This is a genomic window from Acinetobacter proteolyticus, assembly GCF_000367945.1.
In the GTDB taxonomy this organism is placed as follows: Bacteria; Pseudomonadota; Gammaproteobacteria; order Pseudomonadales; family Moraxellaceae; genus Acinetobacter; species Acinetobacter proteolyticus.
Map to the genome: position 1 here is coordinate 803,622 of NZ_KB849179.1, position 15,673 is coordinate 819,294.

Below are 15,673 nucleotides of genomic sequence, written 5' to 3' on the forward strand. Positions count from 1 at the left end.
GAGATTTGGAAGAGAAAGGACAGTCTAGTGGCTTTGACTGTCCAAAGAGAGTTGTGTTTTTTTCTTCTATTATTAAACGATCAAAGTGGATTCATTCTATCGTCAAAATTTTCCAGCAATGGAAATGCTAAGGGCTGTAGATCATTTATATTTTGCAAATATTGCTCAAAATCAACCACAATCTTCTGTCTTTCTTCCTGACTGATATAAGGCACATGATAGGCAATAAATGGAGGAAGGACGTCAAAACCAACATAGGCAAGCGTACCACGTTGCAATGGTGATAAATAATGCTCCAAAGGCCCATGTACAGAGCCTTCACCAAACATATGTTCACGGCCACCGAGTGTTAAACACAGCATGGCCTTTTTACCACGCATACCGCCATGATTATAAAAACGTTTACCGCCATAGAATAAGCCTGATACGAATACACGATCAATCCAACCTTTCAAGATGGCTGGTACAGAAGTCCAATACAACGGGAAGCTAAAAATTACTAGATCGGCACGTTGAACTTTTTCGATTTCAGTTTGGATATCGGGTGCCAAGTGTTGCTGTTTAAAGGCATGACGTTGCTCAAGTGCATAATTAAAATAATCGGGTTGACTCAAACTCTCAAAATCCTGCTTTGAGGCAACAGGATTAAAATTCATGGCATAGAGATCAGAAACCTCAACGCTATGACCTTGCTGTTCAAAAGTATGTTGTGCTGTATTTTTCAGTGCTGTAGTGAATGACAATGGTTCTGGGTGCGCATGTACAATCAAAATATGCATGATTTAATCCCTTATCGCGGTGAATTTTCAGATCGTTCTACTATGCTTAAATGAAGAAAGGTGTCATAGTTCATTAACCGCCAATATTTACCATTTCACGCCAATTTATTCTTCAATCATGGAGCGACAATGAATCCAGAACTACCCGGAAGTTACGTCAATCTTTTGGTTGATCTTATCCAAAAATGGGGGATTCCTTCAGAACAACTCTTGGCAGGCACCGGAATTTCCAAACAAACCTTAACAGCGCCATTTTGGTATGTCGACTTTAATATTTTTAATCATTTATTAGAACGAGCGGCTTTGCTGACAAATGAAGCTGCAATTAGTTTATATCTTGCCGAAGAGATGAAAGTGTCTTGTTATGGGCATGTGGGGATTGCGGCAACGGCTTCTGAAACCTTGGGAGAGGCGATTGCAGTGCTGGAGCAATTTATTGGCTTACATTGTTCTGTGTTTAAACCTAAACTCAAAATTGATGGGGAGATGGCGTATTTAGACTTTGATCAGCCATCACCAAAGTTTAAGTTGAATCGACACGGCATGATGTTTTTGATTTTAGGTTTTTCGCAAATTTTGGAAAACTTGGCCCAAGATAAACTTGGAATCTGTTTTCAGTTCCAACAAGACAAACCTGATTTTTATAAAAACACTCAAAAATTTAATGAAAAGAATATGCGCTTTAATGGGGAGAAGGACTGCCTGATCTTTAACAAAGCGGCTTTATCACTTCCCTTAAAGAGTGCAGATGCGCTATTGGCACGTTTAAGCAAGCAACAATGTGAACAAGATGCTGCTAAGCTTGCGCTGAAAAGGGATCAAAAAGACCGTTTAGACTTGCAGGTCAAAGTGCTACTCTATGACGAACATCAGGGTTTCTTATCATTAAAACAGGTTGCGACGAAGCTCCATCTTTCCGAACGCACTTTACAGCGTCAATTAAACAGCAAACAAACTTCTTTTCAAATTCTTGTCGCTGAAGTACGCCGCAAACAAGCCGAACATCTATTAAAACAACCCAAACTTTCGATTGAGCAGATTGCTGAACGTTTGGGCTATGCCGATATTTCTCATTTTTCACGGGCATTTAAGAAGTGGACCAATGTTACACCTAAGTTTTATCGTGAAGTCAGCATTGGTCATGCTTCGCTTTAAGGCTTAGCTCCACCAATAGCGTAGAATGTGGAAGAAGATTGGTGCAGAGAAACAAATAGAGTCGATGCGATCTAACATACCGCCATGACCTTGAATCAATTGTCCCCAATCTTTTACGCCACGGTCACGTTTGATCGCAGACATGACTAGTCCACCAAAGAAGCCAAAGATACAGACAATTAAACCAATCAACGCCGCTTGCCAGTAACTAAATGGGGTCAATGCCGACATCAACACACCCAGCGCTGTTGCCAAAATGATGCCACCTAGCAATCCTTCAACTGTTTTTGAAGGGGAAAGTGTAGGGGCTACTTTATGTTTTCCAAAGAGTTTGCCGCAGACATATTGCAGCACATCCGAGGCTTGAACCACCATAATCAGCCAAATCGCCAACCAAATTTTTTCCCCTTTAAATTGGGGTAAATCTAGGTTTAACAGGGCAGGGACATGAGAGATACAGAATACGCTGACCATTAAACCCCATTGGATTTTGGCGCTGCGTTCTAAAAAGTGTGTGGTATCTTCCAGCTTTAAACTGGCAATTGGAATCAGTAAGAATACATACAACGGAATGAAAATCGAAAATAGTCCGTACCAATTGGTATAGACCAAATAGTATTGATAGGGAATAACGAAGTAGAACGCGATCAGTAAAGGTAGATAATCGCCACGACGTGTTGGTAATAAACTAATAAATTCACGTAGTGCAAAAAAGGAAATAAGACCAAACAGGACAATAAAAGCAGTTTTGCCCAATAGAATGGCGGCTGCCAAGACAATCAGCATGATCCACCACGCATTGATACGCGCATTTAAATTATCAATCACTGGGGATGGAGTTATGCCTGCTTTCTGTTTGAGGATAAATCCAATACTTGAGGCAATAATCAAAATCACGGCAAAGATGCCAAACAATAAATAAGTTTGTTGTAAGTTGTCTAAACTCATTGATTCTCGGCCTCTTTTAATTTTAATAATTGCTGCTGAGCATGTTGTAAAAACTGTTGCTTATCTGAGAATTGATCGAGGACTAAAGGTTCGCCAAAAATGACCGTTGAAAGTAGTGGTAAAGGAATAAAGGCACCTTTAGGCATTACTCGTTTTAAATTAGAAATCCAGACAGGTACCACTTCAACGTGGGGGAACTGTTGGCTGAGGTGATACAGACCACTTTTAAATTCAAGGAGTTCAATATCATCATTTAAGTTACGTGTTCCTTCAGGGAAGAAAATAATGGAATAGCCTTCAGCTAAGACATCTTTAACTGGCTGTAAGGGATCTTGCTGATCACTACGATTACGTTGAATGGTCACACCCGAAAAGGTATCTTGAATTAGAAAGCGTCGAAACCCATCTTTCAGCCAATAATCTGAAGCTGCGATTGGCCGAGTTTGTCGGCGAATATGAATGGGTAAGGAAGACCATAATAGAATGAAATCGATATGACTATTGTGGTTGGCATAGTAGATACGCTGTTTAAGTTCTGGCTCACAACCAACCCATAAACTTCTTGCACCCGTTAATAAGCGAGCGCCTCGACGGGTAAAAAATGCGATAAAACGAGCAACGGATTGCGTGATTATATTTTTCTTCATTCAACTTTCATCTATGCGCTAATTTATAAAACAGTATGATGAATACAGCATATTGTAGTAAGACGATGGTGATCTGTATTTTTAACAGTCTTAAGCAGCCTTTGAAGCGTATCGACCAATCACGACCCGTTTTACTGGATGGAATCAGTTTCAAGTTTAACAGCGATTGATCGAATTGTTGGGTAAGACTGTTTATATCCTCTGGTTGATCAACCATATGCTGTAACAGGCCACGATCAAATTCAATTCGAATAAATAGATAATGGTGAATCGCCAATAGAGCAGTGACCAGTAACAGTGGGATTAAGATTGGGATACTTGAAAATAAAAATAAGCTCACAATTGATAAAACAAAGGCTAAATATCCTGATTTTAAAAGAGTCTGACTTTGCTTTAGCAGTTGGCTCACTACAACAAAATTCATTTTCATGGCTGTATCTCCTGAGAGATCAACTGTTGGAAACGTTTAATTTCGGCAATATGTGTCTCGTTTAAAACAATCCAAGGACGAGATCGTTGGATTAAGGCAATCGCTTCTTCTGCGCTAGCCACATGGTTTTGCTGCAATAACCATGCGATCAATATACTACAGCTACGTGAGTAACCGAGCGCACAGAAAATCAGTATTTTTTGTTGTTCACGACTATCTATAACAGGTTGAATAAAACCATCGAATGCTGCTGCGGCGACCAATAATTGCTGGCTTTGGACAGGGATTAAATCGAGTGTACTAAATTTTTCATAGTGTTGTACCTGTTGATTTACCGCTAACTCAGCACAGCAATCAAATAAGGCATTGTATTGTTTGCTATGTTCAGCAGATGGAATACGACCAAGATAAAGATCCACGCCGTTGAGTTGTAGAATCAGAGAATCTTGTGGATGACGATGGGTCCATAATCGACTATTCAGCCTTGCCACTAGAAAATAAGGGGCTAATAACAACCATGCAGCAACTGTCATTTGACCATTTAGTTGTTTTTGAAAAAAGTGTGGTCGAACTGTGAAATAAGCCAATGCAACTAGCAATAAGCTAATGGCTGGATATAGCATCCATAACCAAGCGCCTTTAAAGAAAAATGCAGGTACAAGACACAAGAAGGCACCTATGAGATAAAAACACCCTAATTTAAAATGTTTGCCTGTAATTTGCTGTAAGCCATCTTTTTGATAAGGTACTTTCACTGTAAGTGGAAATAGCCATAAACATAGTCCACCTGCCAATAAACCTAATGGAATATCAATAAAATGATGCTGCCATGTAGTCAAGACAGAAAGTCCGATCAGGAACGACCAAACATGAACTAGCCAACGGTAATTGGCATTGATATGCCTGCGATAAAAATCCCACAGAATAACCAATAAAACGATGTGTAAGGATGGTGCTTGATTAAAGGGTTTATCAAAGCCCATGAGCACATCAAACCACAATCCAAAGAAACCATCTAATTCAGTACGTTCAAAACTAAACTTTAATGGATAAATTAAAAAGCAACTGATCGAAATAAGTTGGGCGAAAAATAGCCTAAGTGAATGTTGTTTTAATTCAAATTTATTCCAACATAATAGCAAAGATAAACCATAGAAAAGATCAATCGACCAATACGGCACAATGGTCCATGGCCAAAGCGGGATATGATTCTCCCATTCAAACACAATACTCGGCACATTGCTGAGGCTAGATGCATATTGGTTTGCAAAACCATAGGTTAAGAAGAAAAATGGGGCTAAAAAGACTAAGCAGAGTAGCCCCCATTTCCAAGTACCAGGCTGGCGATTTAAAATATTATTTTGCATAAAGGTCTTTATTTAAATTTTTTGAGCAACTGAAACTGTAAAAATCCCAAATTCATCAATACATTGATCTACTTTTTTAAAGCCAGCTTGTTCAACCAGTGCATCCATTTCGGCTTGTGAGCGTAAACGCATGACCCAAGCATCACCTTGACGATGTGAGGTAAGTGCACGTGCAATAAACTCTTGTTGTGGGTGCCAAATTTGTCCCGTGTAAATCAGGAAGCCACCTTGTAGCATGGCTTGATGAATACCTGTGAGTGATTGTCTTAATAAGTCATTATCACTAAACAACTCATAAAGCCCAGAAACAATGACTAGATTTGGCTTGGGTTTAATTTTGGCCAATGACGCCGTGTCAAAGGCATCACCGAGTTCAAATTGAGCAATATTTTCCAGTTTTCGTTCTTGGATCAATGCCGAACCAGAATCAACATTTAATTCACTATAATCTCTTAGTAAGACGGATTTCGGCGGTGTTGGAAGCTGACTGACTGCATCTAAAATATAGCGGCCATGACCTGCAGCAATATCCAGAATTCGAATGTCTTTACGTTGCTTATTCAGAACCTGTGCATATTTCGCCAATAGCTGCTCAATATGCTGTTTACGCACGCGGATGCCACGCCAACCAATCGCATTTAAATACTGTTGATCAATGATATTGCCAAGAATGTTTTTGCTTTCACCTTGATTTCGATAGACAAAATCTAGCGTACTACCAGAATCATAACCGGTATCTTCACCAATTTTAAGGCCGTGGGAGAATTTACTGCCGAGTTTTAAATTACGTTTGGTTAAGTTCCAGAACAAATTCTTGATTGAAGAAGCGGGAAGTGGACTACTCAATTGCTCAGCCGTTGCACAGCTTGAACCAATTTTATCGGCATTGAGTACATCTGGTGCCTGATAATCTTCAGCAAAGCTTTGCAAGATAAAACGGCGGATTTTTTCGATTGCAATATGACGATCTTTTTCACCTAAAGTATCGTGATAAAAACCATCTAAAACGTGAAATTCTTTACGTGGATGAGGAAGCTTTTCATAAAATTGTTGTTGTGGTTTACGGAACACCACAAAATCTGATCCAGAGCATAAAACTTGTGTGGGAACAAAGATATTTTGTGCATCATTGACGATACGTTCAGATGCTGCATATAAGCCCAAAAGCATTCGTACAGAAATGGCTTTGGCAATTTGTGGATCTGTATCATAAGTTTTTGCGCGCCCGACATCATGTGTCAGCATATTGGCTTTTACATAACTGGTAATAAAGAAATTACCTTTGAGTTTGCTTAAAACAGTTAAACCTGCTTTTGCAAATGGTACATACAGTTTGATATCAAATGCGGGTGAAGCTAAGCATAAAGCTCTGATTTTTGGTGCATAATCATGTACCCATGTGGCTGCTAAAACTGCACCGACACTTTGACCAATGACGGCGATATTGGTTGATACAATGTTATACGTCGATTCAACATGTTGTACAAAAGATTGAATATCTTTCACACATGCAGAGAAACTTGGTGCATCGCCACGTAAACCTGGTGAATCTCCATGTCCGCGTGCATCCCACGCAAAGAAATCAAATTCTGGTAGGTTAAGCTCATTGACCAAATGCGCCATACGTCCAGAGTGTTCATGACCACGATGGAATAAGATAATTGCTTTTTTTGTCTCTTTTTCTGCAGTTGCTGGCCAATGTTGATAGGCTAATTGAGTCTCATCATGACTGGTAAATACATGTTTTTGTGAGCTTTGCATTTGATTTTCCTTAAAGTTGAATACTATTTTTAATACGGTTATAAGTTGTCAAAACCAATAGTGCTGCAATAAAAATAAGCAGCCCGTTACAGATGTAAGTAATTGAATTTGTGTAGTTATTTTTAACTAAATACGGACTAAAACTGACAAGCACAGCAATTAAACTAAACCAAAATGCACGGTCGCTTTTACCCATGGGACCATCATAACGACGTTCCTGACCAATTAAAGGTGCCATAACTCCAGCATATTCACTCAGAACTGCCAGAAAAACAACCAAACCTAATAAATAGGAATTAATGAAGACTAAGCCTAAAAAACATAAATACAGCGCAGAATCAGAGATGACATCACAAATTTCATTTAAATATGCGCCAAGTTTTGATTGTTGATTAAACTCACGCGCGAGCATGCCATCAATTGCATTAAAACCCATACGAACCAACATCCATACAGGAAATAGTAAAAATAGAATCAAAGGTTGCTGGTAAAGATGCAGGCAGTAAAGTGCAACGGCTAATACAACAGAGATAAACATGGCTAAGAGCGTAACTTGATTCGCCGTGATTTTTTTAGCGTAAAGCCATTGTACAAATGGGCGAAGTAAATTCTGAAATGCTGGTTTTAATTGATAAATCGAAGGCATTGTTATTGGTATAAACACATTTATATAGTGAAAGCATTGTGTTTAATATTTAGGTGCATGTCAACATACATCAAGATTCGAGGGAAAATAGTGATTATAAAAGTCTTTACAGATCATATTATTAATATTAACCTATTTCGCATAATGTATATTATGTTAAATAGGATATCTAGGACTGTGGCCTACACAATACTGTTTGTTGCCACAGCTTAGTAACGAGATGATCTACGATTATACATCACGTTACTGACTTCGAGTTCCATTCCATAAATGGCAGAAGATTTTTACAGGTCTGTTGCCTAGAACCTCCCAAGAATATCTCCTGCTATTTCAGCACACATCAATAGGAAGAAAAGCTGTAATTTTATATGTTAATTACGTTTAAATTCCAACCCTCTCATTTTTCAACTAGCTCAGGTTATAATGATGGTCTCCCAAAATATGGTTGATCTATTTATGAACGCCTCCAATGACCCTCTACACGGTAAAAAACTTGCTGATATTTTGGATGAATTATTGGATTACTATGGTGGCTTTGAAGGCTTAAGTCGTAAAATTGAAATTAGATGTTTTTGTATAGATCCAAGTGTTAAATCATCATTGCGATTCTTACGTACCACACCATGGGCACGTGAAAAAGTAGAAAGCTTATATTTGTATGTCTTACGCCAAAAAGCCAAACAGAAATCGTAGTTATCATTGATCATAGTACCCATGAGCTGTGTTATTTCTTATATTACCTATTTTATTAAAAAAGCATTTTTGATAATCATATGGAGTGGCTAAAATGGATGCTAATATTTAAGTATTAAGTTATTGAATTTGTTATTTTAATTTTGGTTTGGTGGCGATTTTTCTCAGATGGTTTTCACCCAAAGTGTTTTTGCATTAAAGAAGCCCATGATTAAGTAACATGGGCTTTTTATATCTAAAATGTTATCTGATGATAGACTTTTGATTTTTAGCGCAATGGTTATAGCTCTAATAAAGGTGGTAATTCCCTTCTTGCAATCTCATAGGCTTCATCACGCTCTATGCCCATTGCATATAGCAATAGCTCAGCAATTTCAGTACCTGCATCTCTCCAAGTTTTATGTCCTTCTAATACGAGAAAAATAGATGTTAAAACTGAACCTGCAATCAAAGACATGATGGAAAGTAGTTGATCTTCTCGGAATGTATATCGTTTACTGTCTAAACCGGCCATTACATCAGGCAATGGTGAATCACTACTTGACCATAAGGCCATTAGTGATTTTGAACTAAAAGCAAAGCGGCATATAAATCGTCCCCAATCTGACTCTTCGTGCGCTCTTCGAACATACATCCGTATCCCCGTGGCAAGACGAATAGCCGCATCAGATTCATCCCCTAGCGTTTTAATAACACGAGCATTCATTTCTTCCGCGAGTTGAGATGCAATATCTTCAAATAATGTATCTGGATCTAGCTGATTATTATAAATTGTACCTCGAGCCACACCAGATGCTGAGGCCAGTTCACTTATACTAATATTAGTAGACCCTTTTTCAGCAAATAGTTTTAATGCTGTTTTATGAATTCTTTGCTGTGATGAAGATAAACGCACAATTTAAACCTTTTGAACAAGATTGAAGTATTTGAACAATTTTGACCATTATTATACAGATTATACTATTCATCAAAGTTTTTTGTGAGTTTCTTCCGTAACCAACTCCAATTCTGTTTTTTATCAGTTGATCTATATTTTTTCAATTCTGAGATTTGATCTTTAATAGACTGTGCAACCTGCTCACGAATATTCCATATACCTTGTTCATCGTCCACAACATTCAAAGTAGATATTCGCTCTCCAAAACTAAAGTAAAAACGTTGAGGTTTTGGAATCGGTAAATATCCAACTCCAACAGGAATTGGCGGCAAAATATCTCCACCTCTTAACTTATCATTTAGTTTAAATGCTTTAAGAACTTTCTGCGCAGTTGCATTCTGTTGAATATCATTAGCATCTATCACAATATCAAAGCAGTCATCTGCTCCAACAGAAGCAAATGGAATAATATCGTAACCATGTTCTATAGCTAAACGAGCAAAACCAGTACGTTTTTTCCAGATAAGTTGATACTTTTCCCCTTTCCTACGCATAACTTCACGTGCACCACCAGGAAATACAATGATTGACTGCCCACTCTCCATCAGGGCATGACAGTTTTCTGGCGATCCTAAGACCATACCACCTTTTGTGAGTATATCTTTCCATATTGGAACATTAAAATGCATACGATCCCCTAAAGACCGTAAGTGAATACCATGTTGCTCCCGTATGTATTCAACAAACAATGGCACATCTAAAAGGCCATACAAGGTATGATTTCCAACAAATAGCGCAGGTTTTGACATATTAAGTTGATCCGAGTTTAAAAAGACTGGATCAAAATACCAACGCTCTAAATCACGTCCCCATTTGCCATAGTTTTCTTCTGGGGGTACAAAGTTGTCCATTTTATTCTCCTCATCAAATTTAGAAGACATCCCTGTATTCTTAAAACTTGGTTTATTGTTTTGCCCAATTTAGGCTTTTTTCCCACAGCTCACTGGCTAAATTAATATTCTGGGCAGCATGCGAAGAAACTTTGACCTTACAATCTTCGTAATAGAACCCCGTATCGCTAGCAAGCTGAGGTTGGGTAGCACAATAAAGTGTGGTTTTAGCACCTTCTTCAGGGCTAATCATAAAGCGACTAATGAGCTTAACTAAAGGTTGTGGCAAACCTCGCCAGACATTGGTCGAAACCACACCAGGATGTATTGCATAGGCTGTGACACCTGTACCATATAAACGACGACCGAGTTCTTTCACAAAAAGAATATTTGCAAGTTTGGCTGTTGCATATTCTTTTAAACCACCAACACTTTTGGTTGATTTCAATACAGCATTGAAATCAATACCTTGTGCATGTCGGTGTGCTTTACTTGCAACCACAATCACGCGTGCAGGTTTTGATTCAATCAATTTTTCAGTGAGTAATTGGGTAAGGAGAAAATGTCCGACATGGCAAACACCAAATGTAAGTTCAAAGCCCGATTGTGTCATACCTTTTTGACCGGCCAAGCCAGCATTGGCAATGAGTAAATGCAATGGTAGATTTCGGGAAAGAAATTGTGCTGCACACTGACGTACAGAATCTAAATTGGCCAGATCCAGCTCAATAAATTCCGCTTTTGCTCGTCCAAAACTTAAGCTTTGGATTTCCTGAAGTACAGCTTGCGCTTTCTGCTGCGAGCGGCAGGCCAAAAATACATGATAACCTTGTAATGCCAACTCTCTTGCGGTAACTGCACCGATTCCTGAGTTTGCACCCGTTACTAAAGCCACTTTTCCATTTAATTTAAATTGAGCCATGCTGTTATCCTGCCTGTTGCTGTTTTTTTAGAAGGTCTAAAGCGACATCGACAATCATATCTTCCTGCCCACCCACCATACGACGACGACCCAGTTCCACTAAAATATCAACGGTATTTAAGCCATAACGTTTGGAGGCGATTTCGGCATGACGCAAAAAGCTGGAATAGACACCTGCATACCCTAATGCAAGTGTTTCACGATCTACACGTACTGGGCGATCTTGCAATGGTCTCACTAACTCATCAGCAGCATTCATCAACGTAAATAAATCAGTACCATGATGCCAACCTAAACGTTCAGCAGCAGCAATAAAAACTTCTAGTGGTGCATTGCCAGCACCTGCCCCCATACCTGCAAGGCTGGCATCAATACGGTCACAGCCTTCTTCAACAGCAACAATAGAGTTCGCAACACCTAAACTTAAATTATGGTGCGCATGTATTCCTGTTTGTGTTTCAGGCTTTAGAACATCTTTCATCACTCTAAAGCGTGCACGAATATCATTCATGGACATTGCACCACCCGAATCCACGACATAGATACATTGCGCACCGTAAGATTCCATTAGTTTACCCTGTTGGGCTAAGGCTTCAGGCGTGGTCATATGGCTCATCATCAGGAAGCCCACGGTATCCATGCCCAATTCTCTCGCATATTCAATATGTTGTTTGGAAATATCTGCTTCTGTACAATGCGTAGCAACACGAACAACACGGGCACCCGCGTTATACGCAGCTTTAAGATCGTGGATGGTACCAATACCAGGCAGCAATAAAGTCGCAATTTGGGAATGTGTAAGTACATCAGCAGCTGCTTCAATCCATTCCAAATCAGTATGTGCGCCAAAGCCATAGTTAAAGCTTGAACCTTGCAATCCATCACCGTGCGCAATTTCGATACTGTCTACTCTTGCTTCATCTAACGCTTTGGCAATTTCTTGCACATTTTGAATGGAGTACTGATGGCGGACTGCATGACTGCCATCACGTAAAGTCACATCGGAAATATATAATTTTTTGATCTTATCCATCGCTTAGCCCTCATCCGATGCACGTTGTGATTGGAGTGATGCCGCCATTTTCTCGCCTGTTGCCAACGCTGCCGAAGTCATAATATCCAGATTGCCAGCATAGGCAGGTAAATAATGTGCTGCACCTTCAACTTCTAAAAACACACTGGTTTTTAGACCAGAAAATTTCCCTAATCCGGCAATATTGAGTGGGGCAGATTCAGGAATCACCTCAAACTGGACTTTTTGTTTTAAGCGATAGCCAGCAACATATTTTTGAACCTCAGCAACCATCTGCTCAATCGAGGCTTCAACCACAGCCTGATCTGCAGCTTCAGACAGCACATAAACCGTATCACGCATCAATAATGGCGGTTCGGCTGGATTGAGGACAATAATCGCCTTGCCTTTTGTTGCACCACAGACTGTTTCCAATGCCTTTGATGTGGTTTCTGTAAATTCATCAATATTGGCGCGAGTTCCTGGACCTGCAGATTTACTGGAAATAGACGCCACAATTTCAGCATAATGTACTTTGGCAATTTTCGAGACTGCTGCAACCATTGGAATGGTTGCCTGCCCACCGCACGTCACCATGTTTACATTGAGCTGGTCAATGTGTTGTTCCAGATTCACCACAGGAACGCAATAAGGGCCAATGGCTGCAGGGGTTAAATCCACCATACGGATATTCGGCTTATTTTGTCTTAATAAAGCATCATTTTTGATATGTGCCCCAGCAGAGGTTGCATCAAAAACAATATCGATCTGCTTAAATTCAGGTAGTTGAATAAGCCCTTGAACACCTTCAGACGTAGTTGCAACCCCCATTCTTTTGGCACGAGCCAAACCATCGGATTCTGGATCAATACCAACCATAGCAGTGATTTCAAGATGTTCACCATAACGTAACATCTTGATCATGAGATCACTGCCAATATTGCCACTACCAATAATTGCAGCCTTGATTTTATTTTTTGATTGATTATTCATGTTCTCCACCTATACCAACTGGCAACTGACAGAACCTAAACGGCCAATATAGGCAGTCACGCTATCACCTGCTTTGACATTGACCATTGGTCCTAGCGCACCAGATAAAATGACCTCACCCGCTTTTAAACCAATCCCTTTTTCACACATGGTACGGGCCAACCACCAAGCAGCTTTTAATGGATGACCTAAACACGCGGTTCCATTACCTTTTGATGCCACAACTTTATTGTGTTCAAGTTCCATTTTTACTTTTGCTAGATTTAAGCTGCCTATTTCGATTGGCTGATTTCCTAAAACGAACAAACCACAAGATGCGTTATCGGCTACCGTGTCTTCCAACGTGATTTTCCAGTTATGAATCGCGCTATCGACGATCTCTAAAGCGGGTAAGGCATAAGCCAATGCAGATATGAACTCACCCCACGATGGTATTGGTCCAACGAGATCACGCCCAACAATAAAGGCGATCTCAGCTTCAATTTTAGGCTGCATAAGTTGGCTGACAGGCACAGTGTCTCCATCTAGGTATTCCATATCATCGAATAAAATCCCGAAATCAGGCTGATCCACACCAAGCTGTTGTTGCACTGCTATTGAAGTCAAACCTACTTTCTTGCCGATAATTCTTGCACCTTGGTTGACCTTATAATCAGTATTAATTTGTGCAACAGCATAGGCCTCATCTAAGCCAGAAATATGATGTGATTTGGATATTTGCCCAACTGTTTGACCTGATTGTCTAGCATGGCGCAATGCCAAAGCCGCAGAATTTAAACGCTCTTGATCATTCATACATTCACCCCGCCAACTGTGTGAGAACCAGTTTTATCAGAAGTTAAATCCAATTGATGCTTTAACTGCTGTATGGTTGAATTAATTTCGACTTGATCAACAACTGCAAATGTAAATTTATCAGGACGTAATATTGCAATGGATTGTGATGTCTTACATGCCTTTTTAAACCAACACACCATATCGCCATCAATATCTTCCACTTCAAGCACATCAGGATTTAAATCTCGATTGATATGACCTTGAGGTCGATCAGAATATGGATATAAAGTGATAAATTTACAGCCAATTTGTTCTAAGACTTGTTTAGATGTGCCTGATAAACCTAATGTTGGATCCACTGATAACCCAATCAAAGAATAGTTTTCACCCAATAGAGAATCTAAAAGCACAGGACGACCATCAAAACCACGGACAATAGGCTGCGGAGATAAGCCACCTTCAGGGCTTAAACGATGTTTACGTGCTAAACCGAAATATTGTCCTTTGGTATAAATAGGTTTTGGCTTGAACCCACCTTCTTGTCCCCATTCTTTTAATTTTGGGGTAGAAAGTACGCCTTTAATTACACCATCTCGGATTTTCCCAATCACTGGATTGGTCATTGAAACAAGGTCTTTTAATAAGACAGAACCCTGGATCATTGCTTTGGCATGATCATGACGCTCACTTTCATAGCTATCTAATAATTTGTCTCCAGCTTGACCATTGAGTACCGCACTGAGTTTCCAACCTAAATTACCTGCATCACGGATACCTGAACTTGCTCCTTGTCCCATAAATTGTGGAGTCATGTGGGCAGCATCACCAGCCAGAAGCACACGCTTATCTCGCCACTGATTGGCAACCAAGGCATTAAAGGTATAGACCAGTTTACGTTTTACTTCAAAGTCATCAGGATTTACGAATTTGGATAACAACATACGTACTGTTTCAGGTTGTTCCATATATTCTTTGGTTTGACCTTTTTTCAGCATAAACTCAAAGCGATGGAATCCATCTGGCTGTACACAGCTCACCACAGGTAGATCTGGATCAACTACAAAATTAAAATACGGTAGATGACGTAAGCCCTTATTTCGATCTTTCTGTTTTAGATCCACAACCAGCCATGGCTCTGGGAAGTTTTTCCCTGACATTTCAATGCCAAGCTTGGCACGAACAGTACTACGCCCACCATCAGCTCCGACCAAATAACGTGCAATAACTTGTTGGACGTCATTATCCCCCTGCACTTCTGTTTTAACATCAGTCTCATCACTAAAACGATAGACTTGTGTTGCCTGATGAATCACAGTGACACTGTCTACATCTTGACTAAAATTAATCAGCTCTCGTCCACGCAAAATTTGAACATTTGGATATTTGGCTAAAGCATTGGTTAAAGAGGTTTCCAAATACGGCTGATAATAGAAATTCACCACCGACCAACCGAATGGACGTTTTAGCGGCTTGTAATGTGCAATCACGGTTCCATCTGGACGAATCAGTTGAACAGGGGTATCCACAAGCATATCTTTTTGCAGTTCCTCAGCCATATCAATTGACTGGAAAATCCGCATACATTCATCATCGGTATACACAGCACGAGCATTGCCATAAAACACAGGTTCACGTTCCAACACCAATACTTGGTGTCCACGCTTTCCTAAAATATGAGCCAACACCAATCCAGTTGGTCCTAGACCTGCAATAACTACATCTACATTTTGTGATGTCGTTTTTTTAATTTTCTGACCTGTCATGTTTAGAACCTCT

General features: G+C 39.7%; 16 protein-coding genes. 2 read left to right on the plus strand and 14 right to left on the minus strand.

What is annotated here, in order from left to right; genetic code table 11:
* Positions 1 to 80 precede the first annotated feature (80 nt).
* Positions 81 to 779 carry an NAD(P)H-dependent oxidoreductase gene (locus tag F993_RS13095; protein ID WP_004653428.1) on the minus strand — a complete coding sequence of 233 codons (699 nt, stop codon included), beginning with the start codon at positions 777 to 779 and terminating at the stop codon, positions 81 to 83.
* Between the two features lie 129 nt (positions 780 to 908).
* Between F993_RS13095 and F993_RS13090 the strand changes: the two genes are divergently transcribed.
* Positions 909 to 1,934 carry an AraC family transcriptional regulator gene (locus F993_RS13090; protein WP_004653429.1) on the plus strand — a complete coding sequence of 342 codons (1,026 nt, stop codon included), beginning with the start codon at positions 909 to 911 and terminating at the stop codon, positions 1,932 to 1,934.
* Between the two features lie 3 nt (positions 1,935 to 1,937).
* Here F993_RS13090 and F993_RS13085 read toward each other — a convergent pair whose 3' ends face one another.
* From F993_RS13085 to F993_RS13060, 6 genes are read right to left on the minus strand one after another with little or no spacing between them, the layout of a single operon-like run.
* Positions 1,938 to 2,882, minus strand: a complete 945-nt coding sequence (locus F993_RS13085; protein ID WP_004653430.1) for a phosphatidate cytidylyltransferase — start codon at positions 2,880 to 2,882, stop codon at positions 1,938 to 1,940.
* On the minus strand, positions 2,879 to 3,529 hold the full coding sequence (locus tag F993_RS13080) for a lysophospholipid acyltransferase family protein (protein ID WP_004653431.1): 651 nt from the start codon (positions 3,527 to 3,529) through the stop codon (positions 2,879 to 2,881). The genes F993_RS13085 and F993_RS13080 overlap by 4 nt, the downstream gene beginning before the upstream one ends.
* A gap of 7 nt (positions 3,530 to 3,536) precedes the next feature.
* Positions 3,537 to 3,959 carry a hypothetical protein gene (locus F993_RS13075; protein WP_004653433.1) on the minus strand — a complete coding sequence of 141 codons (423 nt, stop codon included), beginning with the start codon at positions 3,957 to 3,959 and terminating at the stop codon, positions 3,537 to 3,539.
* On the minus strand, positions 3,956 to 5,326 hold the full coding sequence (locus F993_RS13070; RefSeq protein ID WP_004653434.1) for a phosphatase PAP2/dual specificity phosphatase family protein: 1,371 nt from the start codon (positions 5,324 to 5,326) through the stop codon (positions 3,956 to 3,958). Before F993_RS13070 ends, F993_RS13075 begins: the two co-directional genes overlap by 4 nt.
* 12 nt (positions 5,327 to 5,338) lie before the next feature.
* Positions 5,339 to 7,087, minus strand: coding sequence for a bifunctional alpha/beta hydrolase/class I SAM-dependent methyltransferase (locus tag F993_RS13065; protein WP_004653435.1), 1,749 nt, complete (start codon positions 7,085 to 7,087; stop codon positions 5,339 to 5,341).
* 10 nt (positions 7,088 to 7,097) lie between these two features.
* A complete protein-coding gene (locus F993_RS13060; protein WP_004653436.1) occupies positions 7,098 to 7,733 on the minus strand; it encodes a CDP-alcohol phosphatidyltransferase family protein in 636 nt (211 codons plus the stop codon).
* 456 nt (positions 7,734 to 8,189) lie between these two features.
* On the opposite strand from F993_RS13060, the gene F993_RS13055 reads away from it, so the two are divergent.
* Positions 8,190 to 8,426, plus strand: coding sequence for a VF530 family protein (locus F993_RS13055; RefSeq protein WP_003651786.1), 237 nt, complete (start codon positions 8,190 to 8,192; stop codon positions 8,424 to 8,426).
* A 280-nt stretch (positions 8,427 to 8,706) separates the two neighbouring features.
* Here F993_RS13055 and F993_RS13050 read toward each other — a convergent pair whose 3' ends face one another.
* From F993_RS13050 to mhpA, 7 genes are all read right to left on the minus strand, one after another.
* A complete protein-coding gene (locus tag F993_RS13050; protein WP_004653438.1) occupies positions 8,707 to 9,321 on the minus strand; it encodes a TetR/AcrR family transcriptional regulator in 615 nt (204 codons plus the stop codon).
* 65 nt (positions 9,322 to 9,386) lie between these two features.
* Positions 9,387 to 10,244, minus strand: a complete 858-nt coding sequence (locus F993_RS13045; protein ID WP_228254111.1) for a lysophospholipid acyltransferase family protein — start codon at positions 10,242 to 10,244, stop codon at positions 9,387 to 9,389.
* Positions 10,245 to 10,266: 22 nt separating this feature from the next.
* Complete coding sequence (locus F993_RS13040; RefSeq protein ID WP_004653441.1) at positions 10,267 to 11,115, minus strand: SDR family oxidoreductase; 849 nt, start codon at positions 11,113 to 11,115, stop codon at positions 10,267 to 10,269.
* Between the two features lie 4 nt (positions 11,116 to 11,119).
* On the minus strand, positions 11,120 to 12,148 hold the full coding sequence (gene dmpG, locus F993_RS13035; RefSeq protein WP_004653442.1) for a 4-hydroxy-2-oxovalerate aldolase: 1,029 nt from the start codon (positions 12,146 to 12,148) through the stop codon (positions 11,120 to 11,122).
* Positions 12,149 to 12,151: 3 nt separating this feature from the next.
* Positions 12,152 to 13,120 carry an acetaldehyde dehydrogenase (acetylating) gene (locus tag F993_RS13030; protein WP_004653443.1) on the minus strand — a complete coding sequence of 323 codons (969 nt, stop codon included), beginning with the start codon at positions 13,118 to 13,120 and terminating at the stop codon, positions 12,152 to 12,154.
* Between the two features lie 9 nt (positions 13,121 to 13,129).
* On the minus strand, positions 13,130 to 13,915 hold the full coding sequence (locus tag F993_RS13025) for a 2-keto-4-pentenoate hydratase (RefSeq protein WP_004653444.1): 786 nt from the start codon (positions 13,913 to 13,915) through the stop codon (positions 13,130 to 13,132).
* Positions 13,912 to 15,660 (minus strand): bifunctional 3-(3-hydroxy-phenyl)propionate/3-hydroxycinnamic acid hydroxylase MhpA, encoded by a 1,749-nt coding sequence (gene mhpA, locus F993_RS13020; protein ID WP_004653445.1) that lies wholly within the window; start codon positions 15,658 to 15,660, stop codon positions 13,912 to 13,914. Before mhpA ends, F993_RS13025 begins: the two co-directional genes overlap by 4 nt.
* Positions 15,661 to 15,673 lie beyond the last annotated feature (13 nt).